The 15,107-nt window shown below is 72.2% G+C and carries 14 protein-coding genes and 1 riboswitch; of the genes, 2 read left to right on the forward strand and 12 right to left on the reverse strand.

Translation table 11 applies throughout. The annotated features are described in order from the left end of the window. Positions 1–136: 136 nt before the first annotated feature. Positions 137–562, reverse strand: coding sequence for an OsmC family protein (locus tag VHA72_RS02415; protein ID WP_325572852.1), 426 nt, complete (start codon positions 560–562; stop codon positions 137–139). 73 nt (positions 563–635) lie between these two features. On the opposite strand from VHA72_RS02415, the gene VHA72_RS02420 reads away from it, so the two are divergent. Further along, a complete protein-coding gene (locus VHA72_RS02420) occupies positions 636–1,817 on the forward strand; it encodes an exonuclease SbcCD subunit D (RefSeq protein WP_325572853.1) in 1,182 nt (393 codons plus the stop codon). Beyond that, positions 1,817–4,747: an AAA family ATPase gene (locus VHA72_RS02425; RefSeq protein WP_325572854.1), complete on the forward strand. Its 2,931-nt coding sequence runs from the start codon at positions 1,817–1,819 to the stop codon at positions 4,745–4,747. Before VHA72_RS02420 ends, VHA72_RS02425 begins: the two co-directional genes overlap by 1 nt. Positions 4,748–4,906: 159 nt before the next feature. Here the strand turns inward: VHA72_RS02425 and gcvP are convergent, their stop codons facing one another. The 11 genes from gcvP to VHA72_RS02480 all read right to left on the reverse strand — a co-directional run bounded on the left by gcvP (position 4,907) and on the right by VHA72_RS02480 (position 14,771). Continuing rightward, positions 4,907–7,774 carry an aminomethyl-transferring glycine dehydrogenase gene (gene gcvP / locus VHA72_RS02430; RefSeq protein ID WP_325572855.1) on the reverse strand — a complete coding sequence of 956 codons (2,868 nt, stop codon included), beginning with the start codon at positions 7,772–7,774 and terminating at the stop codon, positions 4,907–4,909. Positions 7,775–7,854: 80 nt separating this feature from the next. Beyond that, a riboswitch (glycine riboswitch) is annotated at positions 7,855–7,941 on the reverse strand. Between the two features lie 82 nt (positions 7,942–8,023). Further along, on the reverse strand, positions 8,024–8,629 hold the full coding sequence (locus VHA72_RS02435) for a MerR family transcriptional regulator (RefSeq protein WP_414689741.1): 606 nt from the start codon (positions 8,627–8,629) through the stop codon (positions 8,024–8,026). A 181-nt stretch (positions 8,630–8,810) separates the two neighbouring features. Next, positions 8,811–9,278 carry a bifunctional nuclease family protein gene (locus tag VHA72_RS02440; protein ID WP_325572856.1) on the reverse strand — a complete coding sequence of 156 codons (468 nt, stop codon included), beginning with the start codon at positions 9,276–9,278 and terminating at the stop codon, positions 8,811–8,813. A gap of 55 nt (positions 9,279–9,333) precedes the next feature. Next, positions 9,334–10,065, reverse strand: a complete 732-nt coding sequence (ftsR, locus tag VHA72_RS02445; protein ID WP_325572857.1) for a transcriptional regulator FtsR — start codon at positions 10,063–10,065, stop codon at positions 9,334–9,336. 4 nt (positions 10,066–10,069) lie between these two features. Beyond that, the gene (locus VHA72_RS02450; RefSeq protein WP_325572858.1) at positions 10,070–10,570 is read right to left on the reverse strand and encodes a zinc-ribbon and FHA domain-containing protein; all 501 of its coding nucleotides are present in this window, start codon (positions 10,568–10,570) and stop codon (positions 10,070–10,072) included. Positions 10,571–10,666: 96 nt separating this feature from the next. Further along, complete coding sequence (gene gcvH / locus VHA72_RS02455) at positions 10,667–11,053, reverse strand: glycine cleavage system protein GcvH (RefSeq protein ID WP_325572865.1); 387 nt, start codon at positions 11,051–11,053, stop codon at positions 10,667–10,669. 73 nt (positions 11,054–11,126) lie between these two features. Continuing rightward, positions 11,127–11,861 carry a DUF881 domain-containing protein gene (locus tag VHA72_RS02460; protein WP_325572859.1) on the reverse strand — a complete coding sequence of 245 codons (735 nt, stop codon included), beginning with the start codon at positions 11,859–11,861 and terminating at the stop codon, positions 11,127–11,129. Next, the gene (locus VHA72_RS02465; protein ID WP_325572860.1) at positions 11,854–12,186 is read right to left on the reverse strand and encodes a small basic family protein; all 333 of its coding nucleotides are present in this window, start codon (positions 12,184–12,186) and stop codon (positions 11,854–11,856) included. The genes VHA72_RS02460 and VHA72_RS02465 overlap by 8 nt, the downstream gene beginning before the upstream one ends. Then, positions 12,183–13,046, reverse strand: coding sequence for a DUF881 domain-containing protein (locus VHA72_RS02470; protein ID WP_325572861.1), 864 nt, complete (start codon positions 13,044–13,046; stop codon positions 12,183–12,185). The genes VHA72_RS02465 and VHA72_RS02470 overlap by 4 nt, the downstream gene beginning before the upstream one ends. After that, positions 13,043–13,666 carry a cardiolipin synthase ClsA gene (gene clsA, locus VHA72_RS02475; RefSeq protein ID WP_325572862.1) on the reverse strand — a complete coding sequence of 208 codons (624 nt, stop codon included), beginning with the start codon at positions 13,664–13,666 and terminating at the stop codon, positions 13,043–13,045. Before clsA ends, VHA72_RS02470 begins: the two co-directional genes overlap by 4 nt. A gap of 31 nt (positions 13,667–13,697) precedes the next feature. Next, positions 13,698–14,771, reverse strand: a complete 1,074-nt coding sequence (locus VHA72_RS02480; RefSeq protein WP_325572863.1) for a hemolysin family protein — start codon at positions 14,769–14,771, stop codon at positions 13,698–13,700. Positions 14,772–15,107: the final 336 nt, after the last annotated feature.

A 15,107-nucleotide genomic window follows, 5' to 3' on the forward strand; every position in this document is an offset into this window, starting at 1 on the left:
CGTGGAGCAGGACGGCGCCACCGTCTACCTCGACCAGCGCGCCGCCGAGCTGCTCGACGACAAGATCCTCGACGCCGCCGTCGACCCGGAAGGGCGGGTGGAGTTCGCCCTCGGCCCGCAGTCCTAGCACGGACCGCTAGAGGGTGCCCTCGACGTACTGAACCGGCGCACCGAGCTGGACGGTCCGGCCGACCGTGCACAGCCGGTCGCGGATCCGATCGAGCGTGGCGGGGACGATCGCACGAGCGGCGTCCCCGCCGTCGCCGTCCGGGAAGCTCACGTCGAAGGTCACCTGGATGTTGACGACGTGGTTGCCGTGCTCGTCGCGGACCACGTCCCCCTCCGAGCGAGCGGCGAACGACTCGAACGGCGCCCGCTTGCCGGTGATGAAGTCGAGGTCGAGCGCGCCACAGGCGGCCAGGCCGGCGAGCAGCAGCTCGACCGGCGTGAGGTCGGGATCGTCCCCATGGCCGACGGTGACCGCTCCTCCGCGCGCGTTCGTCGCCTTGAACCGATGCTCGCCGATCTTGGCCAACTCGATGCTGCGGTGGTCTGCGCTCATGCGCCCTAGCCTGGCATGACCCTCTCGGCGTGGGTCACCCAGACTGTCGGTGGTCCTCCCTAGGGTCGTTGTCATGCGGATCCTGCACACCTCCGACTGGCACCTGGGCAGGTCCTTCCACCGGGAGGGCATGCTCTCCCACCAGGCCGTCTTCGTCGACCATCTGCTCGAGGTGGTCGAGCGCGAGCGGGTCGACCTGGTCGTCGTCTCCGGCGATGTCTACGACCGCGCGCTGCCGCAGGTCGACGCGGTGCGGCTCGCCTCCGAGGCGCTGGCCCGGCTGGCGGCCTCGCGTGCGCGCGTGGTGCTGACCAGTGGCAACCACGACTCGGCCCACCGGCTCGGCTTCGGCTCGGAGCTGATCGACGCCGCCGGCGTCTTCATCCGCACCGACGCCGCCCGGGTCGGCACTCCGATCCTGCTCGAGGACGAGCACGGGCCGGTCGCCGTCTACGGCCTGCCCTATCTCGACCCCGACACGGTCCGGGAGCCGTGGGGGCTCTCCGCCCGCTCCCACGCGGCCGCGCTGGGCGAGGCGATGCGTCGGGTCCGTGACGACCTCGACCGCCGGGGCGGCGCGCGCTCGGTGGTGCTCGCGCATGCCTTCGTCGCCGGCGCCGAGCCCAGCGATTCCGAGCGTGACATCTCCGTCGGCGGCGTCTCGATGGTGCCGACCTCCCTCTTCGACGGCATCTCCTACGCCGCCCTGGGGCACCTGCACGGCCGGCACACCCTGACCGACACGGTGCGCTACAGCGGCTCGCCGCTGGCCTACTCCTTCTCCGAGGCCACTCACCGCAAGGGCTCCTGGCTGGTCGACCTCGGCCCCAGTGGCGTCAGCGCCGCCGAGTTCGTCGACGCGCCCGTGCCCCGGCCGCTGGCCCGGTTGCGCGGCGAACTGGAGACGCTGCTCACCGACCCGGCGCTGGCCGCGCACGAGTCGTCCTGGGTGCACGTCACCCTGACCGACACCGTCCGGCCGCTGCAGGCCATGGAGCGGCTGCGCCGTCGCTTCCCGCACACGCTCGTGCTCGGCTTCGAGTCCACCGTCCCGGTGATCGGCTCGCTGCCCAGCACCGACCCCACCCGGCGCGACGTCGACCTGGTCGCGGAGTTCGTCACCGAGCTGCGTGGCAGTGCGCCCAGCGAGGAGGAGCTGGCGCTGCTCGGTCAGGCCGTCGACGCCTGCTGCGAGGACCCCGAGGTCGACATGCTGCTGGGCGAGGCCGAGGAGTTCGCCGAGGTGCTGTTCTGATGCGCCTGCACCGGCTGGAGGTCACGGCGTTCGGTCCGTTCGCGGGCCGGGTCGAGGTCGACCTCGACGAACTGTCCGCCTCGGGCCTCTTCCTGCTCTCCGGCGCCACCGGCGCGGGCAAGACCAGCGTCCTGGACGCGATCTGCTTCGCGCTGTACGGCGACGTTCCCGGCGACCGCGCTGCGGCCAAGCGGCTGCGCAGCGACCACGCCCCGGCCGGGGTCGCGCCGCGCGTGGTCCTGGAGGTTACCCTCGCCGGCAGGCGGTTCCGGATCAGCCGCTCACCCGCTTGGGAGCGTCCCAAGAAGCGCGGCACCGGCACCACCACCGAGCAGGCCTCGGTCGTGCTCGCCGAGCGTCGCGGTGGCGAGTGGGTCACCCTGACCACGCGGCTCGACGAGGCCGGCCATCAGGTCGCCGGGTTGCTCGGGATGACGCTGGGCCAGTTCACCCAGGTCGCGATGCTGCCGCAGGGCCGCTTCCAGGCGTTCTTGCGGGCCCGGGCCGAGGAGCGCAAGGAGCTGTTGCAGCGGCTCTTCCGCACCGAGCGGTTCGCCGACGTCGAGCGCTGGCTGCGCGAGCGCCGGCTGGAGCTGCGGCGTCGCAGCGAGGCCCTGGGCCAGCGTGTCGCCGACGTGGTCAGCCGGGTCAGCGAGGCGACCGAGACGCCGCTGCCCGAGGACTGGGACCTCACCGACCTCGCTGCTCCGGCCGAGGAGGCCGCTCTCACCGGCTGGGCCGACGCGCTGAGCGACGCACTGCAAGGCGAGCATGTCGCTGCCTGCACGCTCGCAGGCGAAGCGGTGGCCGCCGAGACGGCCGCTCGCGCCGCACTGGAGGACGCACGCGGCCTGGTCGAGCGCCAGCGCCGTCATGCCGCCGCCCTGGCCGAGCGGCAGGAGCTCGACGCCGAGGCCGACGAGCTGGCCGAAGCGGGCGCGCGGGTCGAGGCCGCCCGGCGTGCGGCCGCGGTCGTCCCGCTCGAGCGCGTCGCTGACCGCGCCCGAGCGGCGGAGGTCGCCGCCAGGGCGGCCGCGCCGGCGGACGCCGATCTGGAGACCGCACGTGCCGGTGCCGCCATGGTTGCCGAGGCGGTGGCGCAGGCTCGGGCGCTCTTGCCCCAGGGTCGCCGGCTGGCCGAGGTAGACGCTCAGCTCGCCGGTCGGACCGAGATGTTGACCGCCGTGCAGGAGGTCGTGGCCGAGCTCGCCGAGGCCGAGGAGTCGGCACCGGCCCGGCGGGAGCTGCTGCACACCCGGGCCGAGGAGGCCCGCGACGCGGCTGGGCGCCTGCCGCAGCTGCGGCAGCGGGCCGATGCCTACGCCCTGGTGGAGACGCTGAGCGTCGAGCTTGAGACGGCCCGGCAGGCGCTCGTCGAGGCGCAGCGCGCGGCCCTCGACCTGCGTTCTGCGGCGCTCGACGTCCGCGCGGCACGACTGGAGAGCATGGCCGCCGAGTTGGCCGGCGCGCTCGCGGTCGGGGCGTCCTGCCCGGTCTGCGGCTCCGCCGAGCACCCGCACCGCGCGAGGCCCGTTCCCGGTGCCCCGGACGCCGCCGCCGAGCGTGCGGCGCAGAAGGCCGCCGACGACGCGAGCGCGGTGGAGCACCTGCGCGACGTCGAGGTGCGCGAGCTGGTCACGCGGCTGGAGTTGGCGCGCGATCAGGCTGGCCCTCCGGAGAAGCGGCCGGCGCTGCTCGCCGAGCTGGAGGCGACGGCCGCGCTGGCACGCGGCCGCGACCGCGCGGTGGCCGAGCTGGAGGCGTTCGACGCCGGCCGGGAGAAGGATGCCCGGCGCCTGGCTGCGGCACGCACGGAGTTCGCCGACCACCAGGCGACGATCCACCACCTCGAGCAGGAGGCCGAGCAGCTGCGCGCCGCCGTCGAGGAGGCCCTTGCCTCGGTCCCGGCCGAGGAGTCGGTCGACACGATCGAGGAACTGGTGGCACTGCGCGAGGCTGAGGCCGCGCACCGGCGGGATGCGGTGGCGCGCATCGAGGCGCTCGAGCGTGCGACCACCGCGCGCGGCGAAGCCGAGGGGACGGCCCTCGCCGCTGCGCAGGAGGCCGGATTCCCCGATGTCGATGCCGCGCTGGCGGCCGAGCTCTCGGCCGAGGAGATCGCCACCCTCACCGCCCGCCAACGCCACCACGAGCGCCGCGCTGCGGTGGTGACGGCGATCCTGGCGGAGCCCGGCGCCGAGACGCTCGCGACCACCCCTGCCCCCGACCTGGTCGCGCTCGAGGGCGCCCACGCCGAGGCGCTGGCCGCGATGAGTACGGCGCAGTCCGCGGTCGCGACCGGCGCCACCCGGCTGGCTCGGCTCGCCGAGCTGCGCCAGGAGCTGGACCAGGCGCTCGCCGCCTGGGCCCCGCTGCGCGCGGAGCTGACGCTGGTCAGCCGGCTGGCGTCGTTCGCCGAGGGCAAGAGTGCCGACAACCGGCTGCAGATGTCCCTGTCCGCCTACGTCGTCGCCTACCGACTCACTCAGGTGGTGGCGGCGGCCAACGAGCGGCTCGCGGTGATGAGCGATCGGCGCTACCAGCTCGAGCACAGCGCCGGCCGTGGCGCGGGCGACCGCCGCGGCGGCCTCGCGCTCCACGTCCGCGACGACTGGTCGGGCGAGACCCGGGATCCCGCGACGCTGTCGGGCGGCGAGACGTTCGTGGTGTCGCTGGCGCTCGCGCTGGGCCTGGCCGACGTGATCGGTCACGAGTCCGGCGGCGCGATGCTCGAGACGCTCTTCGTCGACGAGGGCTTCGGCTCGCTGGACGCCGACACGCTCGACGACGTGATGGACGTCCTCGACGGACTGCGCGACGGCGGCCGGGTGGTCGGCATCGTCAGCCACGTCGCCGAGCTCCGCGACCGGATCCCGACCCAGCTGCTGGTCACCAAGTCGCGGACCGGCTCCACCCTCGCCCTGCGCTGACACTCCTCCACCCGCGTTGAGAGGTCACTTTCCGCGCGTTGAGAGGTCACTTTCGGCGGACCGAGAGGTCACTTTCGGCGCGTTGAGAGGTCGCTCTCGGCGGATCGACTGTCCCGGCTGGACACTCGACGGGCCGAAAGTGACCTCTCAACGGGGTGGTCAGTCGGCGAAGGCCTCCGGCGGCGGGCAGGCGCACACCAGGTTGCGGTCGCCGTACGCGTTGTCGATGCGGGCCACCGGCGGCCAGTACTTGTCCGCCGAGATGCCGCCCGGGAAGACCGCGAGCTCGCGGCTGTAGGGGCGGTCCCACTCGCCGACCAGCGCCCGGGCGGTGTGCGGCGCGCCGCGCAGCACGCTGTTCTCCGCGGTCCACTCCCCCGCCGCGACCCGGTCGATCTCGCCCTTGATCGCGATCATCGCGTCGATGAACCGGTCAAGCTCGGCCAGGTTCTCGGACTCGGTCGGCTCCACCATCAGCGTGCCGGCGACCGGGAACGACATCGTCGGGGCGTGGAAGCCGTAGTCGATCAGCCGCTTGGCGACGTCGTCGACCGTCACGCCGGTCTGCCTGGTGATCTCCCGCAGGTCGAGGATGCACTCGTGGGCGACCAGGCCCGACTCGCCGCGGTAGAGCACCGGGAAGTGCTCGGCGAGCCGCGCGGCCACGTAGTTGGCCGCCAGCACGGCCGACGCGGTGGCCTTGGTCAGCCCGGCCGCGCCCATCAACCGGATGTAGGCCCACGAGATCGGCAGGATCCCCGCCGAGCCGTACGGCGCCGCCGAGATCGGGCCGATCCCGGCACGCTTCGCCTCGTCGGGGTGCATCCCGTGCGAGGGCAGGTACGGCGCCAGGTGCGCCCGCACCCCGACCGGCCCCACCCCGGGCCCGCCACCACCGTGCGGGATGCAGAACGTCTTGTGCAGGTTCAGGTGGGAGACATCCCCGCCGAACCGGCCAGGCCGGGCGTAGCCCAGCAGCGCATTGAGGTTCGCGCCGTCGATGTAGACCTGCCCACCGTGCTCGTGCACGATCTCGCACAGCTGCGTGATGCCCTCCTCGTAGACCCCGTGCGTCGAGGGGTAGGTCACCATGATCGCGGCCAGGTCCTCGGCGTGCTTCTCGCACTGCGCGCGCAGGTCGTCGAGGTCGACGGTGCCGTCCGGCGCCGACTTCACCACGACCACCCTCATCCCGGCCATCACCGCCGAGGCGGCGTTGGTGCCGTGGGCCGAGGCGGGCAGCAGGCACACGTCGCGCCGGCTCTCCCCGCGCGCTCGGTGGTAGCCCCGGATCGCCAGCAGCCCGGCCAGCTCGCCCTGAGAGCCGGCGTTCGGCTGGATGGAAACCCGGTCGTAGCCGGTGACCTCCTCGAGCCAGCCCTCCAGCTCGGCGACGAGCCGGGCGTAGCCGACGGCGTCCTCGGCCGGCACGAACGGGTGCAGGTCGGCGAAGCCGGGCAGCGAGATCGGCTCCATCTCGGTGGTGGCGTTGAGCTTCATCGTGCACGAGCCGAGCGGGATCATGCCCAGGTCCAAGGCGTAGTCCCGTGCGGCCAGCTTGTGCAGGTAGCGCAGCATCTGGGTCTCGCTGCGATGCGCCGAGAACACCTCATGGGTCAGGAACGGCGTCGTGCGCAGCAGGCCGGCCGGTAGCGCGTCACCGGTGATCCGGTCGAGCTCGTCGAGATCGGCGGTCACCCCGAACGCCGTCAGCACCGAGGTCAGCGTGGACCGGGTAGTCGTCTCCGAGGTCGAGAGCCCCACCGTGTCGGCGTCGATGTGGCGCAGGTGGATGCCGAGGTCGCGCGCCTTCGCCACGATCGCGGCGGCCGCGCCGGGCGCGCTCACGGTCAGGGTGTCGAAGAACTCCTCGCTGGCCACGCCGTAGCCGCCGGCCCTGAGGCCGGCGGCTAGCACCGCGGCGTACCGATGGGTGCGGGTCGCGATGTCGGTCAGCCCCTGCGGCCCGTGGTAGACGGCGTACATGGACGCGGTCACGGCGAGCAGCACCTGGGCGGTGCAGATGTTCGAGGTCGCCTTGTCCCGCCGGATGTGCTGTTCGCGGGTCTGCAGGGCGAGGCGGTACGCCGGGCGGCCCTCGGCGTCGACCGAGACCCCGACGAGCCGGCCTGGCATGTGCCGCTCGAGTCCGGCTGCGACGGCCATGTAGCCGGCGTGCGGCCCGCCGTAGAACAGCGGTACGCCGAAGCGCTGCGAGGACCCGATCACCACATCGGCGCCGAGCGCCCCGGGCGCCTCCAGCAACGTGAGCGCGAGCAGGTCGGCGGCAACCACCACGAGCGCGCCGCGCTCGTGGGCCGCCGCGACGACCGGTCGCGGGTCGAGCACCCGGCCGGAGACGCCGGGGTACTGCACCAGCACGCCGCACAGCTCGCCCTCGGGCAGCCCGTCGGTGAGCGGGGCCACCACAACCTCGATGCCCATCGCCTCGGCACGAGTGCGCACCACGTCGATGGTCTGCGGCAGCGCGTCGGCGTCGACCACGAACGGCCCGGTGGCCTTCTTCTGCGCGCGGCGTACCAGCGTCATGGCCTCGGCCGCGGCGGTGCCCTCGTCGAGCAGCGAGGCGTTCGCGGTCGGCAGCCCGGTCAGGTCGCCGACCATGGTCTGGAAGTTGATCAGCGCCTCCAGCCGGCCCTGGGAGATCTCCGGCTGGTAGGGCGTGTAGGCCGTGTACCAGCTTGGGTCCTCGAGCACGTTGCGCCGGATCACCGCCGGCGTGATGGTCCCGTGGTAGCCGAGACCGATCATCGCCTCGCCGGGGCGGTTGCTGGCGGCGATCTCGCGGGCCAGCGCGGCCACCTGGGGCTCACTCAGCGCGGTGGGCAGGTTCAGCGGCTCGGTGGATCGGATGCCGGCGGGCACGGCGGCGTCCATCAGTGCGTCCAGCGAGGCGAAGCCGAGCTGCTCCAGCATGGCCGTGACGTCGGCGTCGGAGAGACCGACGTGGCGCTCGACGAACGGCGAGGCACCGTCCAACGCGGACAGGGACGGACGGTCGGACACGAGGGCTCCTCGGGGACGCACGGTCAGGTCGCCCTCCCCCTCTGTCACCAGCCCGGATCACCGGTCGAGCTCCAGAGTCGCCTGCCCGCATGGTCCTGGTGCCTGAGAGGTTCCGGGGAGGAATTGCCCCTTCGGCGCTCGCGATCGAGCTCTCCCACGCGGGATGGTCGGCACCGCCAGTCTAGACGACCGCGGGCTCCACGCCGTCATTCGACGACTCGGAGCCCGCGGGGAGGATCGTGCGGCGGCTCAGCCGGCGTTGCGAGCCGCGCGCCGCGCGGCCAGCTCGTCGCCGGGCATCGGCCCGGCCTGGGCCTCGTCGGTGCCGGCGCGCTCGCTCGGCAGCTCGGAGAGGCTGCCCTCGATCTCGCGCCAGACTCCACCGATCGCGATGCCGAACACACCCTGACCGCCCTGGAGCAGGTCGATGACCTCGTCGTTGCTGGTGCACTCGTAGACCGAGGCACCGTCGCTCATCAGCGTCACGCGGGTCAGGTCGTCGGTGCCGCGCTCGCGCAGGTGGGTGACGGCGGTCCGGATCTGCTGCAGCGAGATCCCGGCGTCGAGCAGGCGCTTGATGACCTTGAGGATCAGGATGTCGCGGAAGGAGTAGAGCCGCTGTGAGCCCGATCCGCTGGCACCGCGCACGCTCGGCTCGATCAGCCCGGTGCGCGCCCAGTAGTCGAGCTGCCGATAGGTGATGCCGGCCGCGTTGCACGCGGTCGGACCGCGATAGCCCAGATCGCTCGGGAGCGGGGAGACATCGTCGGTGAAGAGCAGCCCCTGCTCCTCGGCCTGCTCCGCCGCCAGGACCGCCTCGGCGCTGGCGCCGGACTCCTGCTCGTGCTCGTTCACGCGATCCTCCGTGGTCTACTCCGGTCGAGCGTAACTCCGTTCGGGGAAGCCGCGCAGCCGAAGGACCACAACGGTGGAGTTACACCAGAGACACTTCAAGGTAGGCCGCCACGGCCGCGGGGTCAAAGACTCTCTCGGCGTGTCGCAACCCTCAACCTCAACTTGAGGGTGAGGTTGACGGTCAGCGAGACTCGAAGTCCTCCGGCGTGACCTGGTCGAGGAACTCCCGGAACCGCTCCACCTCGTCCTCCTGCTCCGCCGGTACGGCGAGACCAGCCTCCGCCAGCACCTCCTCGGCGCACACGATGCGGGTGCCGGTGCGCAGCGCCAGCGCGATCGAGTCCGAGGGGCGCGCCGAGACCGCGACGCCGGTGCCGAAGACGAGGGAGGCGTAGAAGACGCCGTCCTTGACCTCGGTGATCTGCACCTCGGTCAGCTCGTTGCCGGTGGCGTCGAGGATGTTCTTGAGCAGGTCGTGGGTCAGCGGCCTCGGCGGCACCACGCCCTGCTGGGCGAAGGCGATCGCGGTCGCCTCCACCGCGCCGATCCAGATCGGCAGGTAGCGCTCCCCCGCGACCTCGCGGAGCAGGACCAGTGGCTGGTTGGAGGGCATCTCCACCCGGACGCCCAGGACGTCTACCTCTCGCACGTGTTCCACCCTACCCCGCGTCGAGCGGCGACCTGAGCGGCCCGAGTCGCCGGCCTCAGGAGCGCCGCAGTCCGGCCTTGACCAGGGTGGCGTGCAGCCGCACCGACAGCGCCGCGACCTCGGCCGCGGTCTCCTCGGCGCGCGCCCGGGCGGCCGGGTCGTTGGCGCGCAGCTGTGGCGCCACGATCTGCTGCACCAGACCCACCTCACGGTCGGCGGCGGCCTTCATGCCCCGCAGGTGGCGCGGCTCGAGCCCGAAGGCGGCCAGCTCGCGCGCGGTCTGCGCGATCACCAGCGCATCGGTGTCGTAGTGGCCACGCACCGGCACGATCAGCTTGGCGTCCTCGAGCTCGGTCAGGAGCTCGTCGCTCACCTCGGCGATCTTGATCAGCTCCTTGCGGGAGAGCCGCAGGTTGTCGGTACGGCGGAACGACTCAGCGCTGGGCGTGCCGTCGGAGGCGACCGCGACGGTGGGCACCGTCGGCACCACCGGAGCCGGGGCCGGTGGCTCGAGCCCGCGGTCGATCGCGTCGAGGTGCTCGGCGATCACCTTCTTGGGCAGGTAGTGGTCGCGCTGCATCCGCAGGATGTAGCGGATCCGCTCCACGTCCGCCTGGGAGAACTTGCGGTAGCCCGACGGCGTCCGCTCCGGCGAGATCAGCCCGTCGTCCTCGAGCAGCCGGATCTTCGGGATGCTGATCAGCCCCGGGAAGTCGGGCCGCAGCAGATCCAGGACCTGCCCGATGTTGAGCAGTTCCGCACCGTCGGCGAGAGGGTGTGCCGCCACCGCGTCAGGCACCCGCCGCCGCATCGCCGTGGCCGGCGTAGAAGACCAGGCGGAACTTGCCGATCTGCACCTCGTCGCCGTCCTTGAGCACGACGTTCTCGATCCGGTCGCGGTTGACGTAGGTGCCGTTGAGGCTGCCGACGTCGGTCACCGAGTAGGTCTCACCGACCCGGCTGAACTCCGCATGGTGCCGCGAGACCGTCACGTCGTCGAGGAAGATGTCGCTGTCGGGGTGCCGGCCGGCGTCCACCGCGTCCTTGTCGAGCAGGAAGCGGCTCCCCGAGCCGGGCCCGCGCTGCACCACCAGCAGGGCGCTGCCCGCGGGCAGGCCGTCCACGGCGGCGGCGTCGACCGGGCTCAGCAACCGGTCGGAGGTGTCGGTGCGCGGGTCGGAGATCCGGATCGTGGCGGTGGCGTCGGAGGGAGCCGTCGGAAGCGCGGCGCCGCACTGCGAGCAGAACCGCGCCTCCGCGGGGTTCTCGCTGCCGCAGTTGGTGCAGGTCATCACCACTCCTCATCACTGACCCTCAACCGGACGGTGAGGGTGCCGGTACGTCGAAACTACCAGGTTCGCGGGCCTTCATCGGACTCCCGAACCGGCTCAGCCGGCAAGCGTGGCTTGGTACGCCGCGGCGTCCAGCAGACCGTCCAGCTCGGCCGGGTCGGAGGGCACGACCTCGAAGAGCCAGCCACCGCCGTACGGGTCGTCGTTGACGAGCTCGGGCGTGGCGTCCAGGCCGCCGTTGACGGCGACCACCTCGCCCGAGACCGGGGCGTAGACGTCGCTGACGGACTTGGTGGACTCCAGCTCGCCGCAGGTCGCGCCGGCGGCGACGGTCTCGCCGACCTCGGGCAGGGACACGTAGACGATGTCGCCGAGGGCGTCCTGGGCGAAGTCGGTGATGCCGATCCGGACCGCCCCCTCGTGCTCGCCGGGGGTGCGCAGCCACTCGTGCTCGCTGGTGTACTTCAGGTCCTCCGGGTACACGGACACTGCGACCTCTCCTGTCGATCTCGTCGGGTGATCTTGTCGGGCCGGACGTGCGAAACCCTACTGTGTCCTACTGGTCGGTGTCCTTGCGCACCGACTTGATGTCCAGCGAGGGCACCTGCGTCACTTTCACCTGCGCGCCGTCGTCGGCGAACTCGTCCTGCGGGCCGCGGGCGAAGGTGACGGCACCGGCGAGCGTGGCCGGCTCACCGATCACGTCGACGGTGTACGGCGGAGTCAGCAGCTGGTGGTCGACGTACAGGCCGTCGGCGCCCTGCCCGAAGGACGACTGCGCGACCAGGCGGGCCTTGCCGTTGATCTGGATCGCCTCGGCGCCGGCCGAGCGCAGCTCCTCGACCAGGTCGATGAAGGAGTCGACGTTGACCTGCCCGGTGGTCTCGGTGATGGTGATCCGGATACCGGGGCCGGTGACCGGCACCAGACCGGCCAGGATCCGCAGGGTGGTGTCCTGGGTGTTGGCCTGGTCCAGCGCCGCCTGCCGCTTGGAGGTGTCCGACTCCAGCTTGCTTCGGGACTGCTGCAGCCGGGCGATCTCGGACTGGGCGCGCTGACTGGTGCCGGCCAGGCCGTTGAGCACCTGGATGAGGTCCTGCTCGCGGTAGCCGGCGTAGGTGGAGTCGTTGTCGTTGGTGCGCACCTGGAGGACCGCCCCGAACCCGACCGCGGCCAGCAGTACGGCGACCACGGCCTGGCCGCGGCGGGCGTGGGTGAGGGCCTCGAGCAGCCGGCGGCGGCCCGTCGTGCCGGTGTGGCGGGAGGCCGGCTGGGACATCGGCTCAGGCATGGAACAGGTGCCGTCGGATCGCCGCCACGTTGGAGAAGATCCGGATCCCGAGGACGACGATGACGCCGGTGGACAGCTGGCCGCCGACGCCGAGCTTGTCCCCCATCCACACGATGCCGGCGGCGATCACCACGTTGCTGACGAAGGAGACCACGAACACCTTGTCGTCGAAGATCCCATCGAGGAAGGCCCGCAGCGCGCCGAAGACGGCGTCGAGAGCGGCGACCACGGCGATCGGCAGGTAGGGCTCGAGCCCGTCCGGCACCGCCGGCCGGAAGACGAGGCCCAACACGATGCCGACCACCAGACCCAGGGCGGCGATCACGGCGACTCCTTCTCTTGGCTCTTCTGCGCCTCCACCGCGGCGTACCGCAGTGTCAGCATGGACATCGGTGCGGCCGGCACGGTCAGGTTGCCCTCATTGTGCATGCTGAAGGGCATCCCGAACTGGGAAGTCAGGTTGTTCAACCGGATCCCGGACGTGGTGGCCACGAAGCGCGACTGCAGCGTCTTGGTGTCGCCCAGCGCGACGACCGTGTACGGCGGCGAGAGCGACACGTCGTTGATGCGCACCGTGCTCGCGGTGTTGCGCAGTGAGCTCAGTGCGGTGACCCGCTCGCCGTTGACCGCGATGGCCGTCGCGCCCGCCTGCCACAGGCCGTTGACCAGCCCGGCCAGATCGGAGTCGCGCACCTGGCCGCTGCTGCCGCCGTTCGGGGCGTCGTCGATCCTGACCTGGACGCCGGGGCCGTGCACCTCGCCCCAGCCGGTCTTCTTCAGTAGGGACTGCTGGGTGGCGGTGGCGTGGCTCAGCGACTGCCCCAGCGCGCCGTAGGCGGCGTCGCCGGCGGTGTTCTCCTGGCGCAGTTGCGCGATCGTCTTCTGCTGCGCGGCGACGGCGGCGCGGCGGTCGTTGATCCGGGCGATGAGCTGCTCGTTGCTGGCACTGCGGATCGGGGCCGTCCGCGAGGTCTGCACCGCCGCGATGCTGACCAGCAGGCCGAAGAGGATCACCGCCACCGCGGTCAGCCCGGTCCGTCCCCGACTCGACCGCGCCGCGGGGTGGCCCGCCGCGTGCCGGCGGTTGGCCACGTGGTGGTAGTCCTCGTCGAGCGACTCCTGGGTGATCAGTTGCAGCAGCGGGATCCGCACCCGCTCGGGCAGCGGTGTCGGGGTGCCGCTCATCGCAGCTCCGCCGTACGGCCGCGGCGCGTCGGTGGCGTGGTCCGCAGCAGCTGCCGAGTCTGCCAGCCGTAGAGCAGGCCGGCCCACCAGTAGAGCACGATGCCCCACAGCGCGAAGGACCAGCCGAGCACCCGGGCCAGCATCGGGAGGACGCCGTCACCGTCGCTGAGCAGCAGCAGGGGGAAGGCGTAGAGCAGGCTGAAGGTGGCTGCCTTGCCGAGGAAGTGCACCGGCAGGGCGCTGTAGCCCCGGGTGCGCAGGACCGGCACCAGCGCCCACATCAGTACGTCGCGCAGCGGCAGCAGCACCGCCAGCCACCACGGGATCACGTGTCGCAGCGCCAGCCCGACCACCACCGCCAGGATGTAGAGCCGGTCGGCCACCGGGTCGAGCAGTTCGCCGAGGGCGGAGTGCTGGCCCAGCCTGCGCGCCAGGTAGCCGTCCAGCCAGTCGGTGACGCCGGAGGCGACCAGGACGACGAACGCCGCGAGATCGTCGTGCGGGCCGAGCACCAGCCACAGGAACGCGGCGACGCCGACCAACCGCAGCGCGCTGAGCGCGTTGGGGATGGTCCAGATCCGGTCGGTCCGGGCTGCGTGGTCGTCCTGCACGGGGTTCATCGGGGCCAACCCTAGGTGACCGGCGCAGCCGCTAGGGTGAGCCGCCCGCGGTAGTGGGATTCGGGTCCTCGGCGTGGGCAGCGTCGCGGATCTCGCCGACCAGCTCCTCGATCACGTCCTCGAGCGCGGCGATGCCGAGCGTGTCGCCGTCCGGCCCGACCACCCGCGCCATGTGCGCTCCACGGCGCTGCAGCGTCTCCAGCGCGTCGTGCAGCCAGTCCTCCGGCGTGACGGCCGCGAACGGCCTGATCCACTTCTCGTCGACCGGCCGCTGCCGGCGGGCCTCGTCGGGCTCGATCACGTCCTTGATGTGCAGGTAGCCGATCAGCTCGCCGCTGTCGTCCTGGACCGGGAAGCGGCTGAACCCGGTGGCGGCGCACAGTGCCTCCACGTCGGCGCCGGAGGCGCCGCGTCGTTCCGTCGTCAGGGAGTCCACCGGGAGGACGACGTCGGCGACGGTCTTCTCGGTGAAGCCGAGGGCGCCGGCCAGCCGGTCGTACTCCCCCGGTTGCAGCAGGCCCTCGCCCCGCGACTCCTCCACCATCGCGGCGACCTCCTCGCGGGTGAACGCCGAGGTCACCTCCTGCTTGGGCTCCACCCGCAGCAGCCGCAGCGTGCCGCGCGCGACGGCGTCGAGGACGACGATCAGCGGCCGCAGCACGCTCACCACGGCGAACATGACCGGCGCCAGGATCAGCACCGCCCGCTCGGGCAGCGCGAGGGTGACGTTCTTGGGCACCATCTCGCCGAGCACCACGTGCAGGAACGCCACCAGCACCAGCGCGACCGCGAGCGCGATCGGATGGGCGAAGTCCTCGGGCACACGGGCGGCGTGCAGCACCGGCGCGATCACGTGGCCGACGGCCGGCTCCGCCACCGCGCCCAGCAGCACCGAGCACACCGTCACGCCGAGCTGGATGCCGGCGATCATGGAGGCGACGTCCTCCATCGCCCGGAGGGTACGCCGGGCCAGCCCCGACCCCTCCTGGGCGCGTGGCTCGATCTGGCTGCGTCGGGCCGAGACCAGCGCGAACTCGGTGGCGACGAAGAACGCGTTGAGCGCCAGCAGGACCAGCGCCAGCACGAGCGAGAGCGGCGTGCTCACTGGACTACCTTCCTCGCGTCGGCGGTCCTGGATGGGCCGCTGATGCACCCCAGGTGCCGTCGGGTCACTGCCCTGCTCGCTCGACCGTGAGAGGTCCAGCATGAGTTCTGCAGGGCCCGGCGGTCACCCGGGACGCCGTGATCGTCGACAGGGCTGTGCGCCAAGGCCGACCGCGTGGCCGGCCGGGAGCGCCGATCAGTGAGCTGACAGACAGATGCGTCCCGGCACCGAAAAGAGGGTGCCTCCCCACTGGGTCTAGCAGCGAGGAGGCTGACGTGAAGTCTGCCAGCACCACCCCGACCAACACCATGGGTAGCAAACTGTCCGACCAGCCCG

This window comes from Nocardioides sp., assembly GCF_035547795.1.
GTDB lineage: Bacteria > Actinomycetota > Actinomycetes > Propionibacteriales > Nocardioidaceae > Nocardioides.

Bases quoted from the DNA above. Each gene is read 5' to 3' on its own strand.
- VHA72_RS02425 (WP_325572854.1), top strand. From the start codon at position 1,817: ATGCGCCTGCACCGGCTGGAGGTCACGGCGTTCGGTCCGTTCGCGGGC.
- VHA72_RS02450 (WP_325572858.1), bottom strand. From the start codon at position 10,570: ATGACCTGCACCAACTGCGGCAGCGAGAACCCCGCGGAGGCGCGGTTC.
- VHA72_RS02460 (WP_325572859.1), bottom strand. From the start codon at position 11,861: ATGCCTGAGCCGATGTCCCAGCCGGCCTCCCGCCACACCGGCACGACG.
- VHA72_RS02420 (WP_325572853.1), top strand. From the start codon at position 636: ATGCGGATCCTGCACACCTCCGACTGGCACCTGGGCAGGTCCTTCCAC.
- VHA72_RS02470 (WP_325572861.1), bottom strand. From the start codon at position 13,046: ATGAGCGGCACCCCGACACCGCTGCCCGAGCGGGTGCGGATCCCGCTG.
- VHA72_RS02415 (WP_325572852.1), bottom strand. From the start codon at position 562: ATGAGCGCAGACCACCGCAGCATCGAGTTGGCCAAGATCGGCGAGCAT.
- clsA (WP_325572862.1), bottom strand. From the start codon at position 13,666: ATGAACCCCGTGCAGGACGACCACGCAGCCCGGACCGACCGGATCTGG.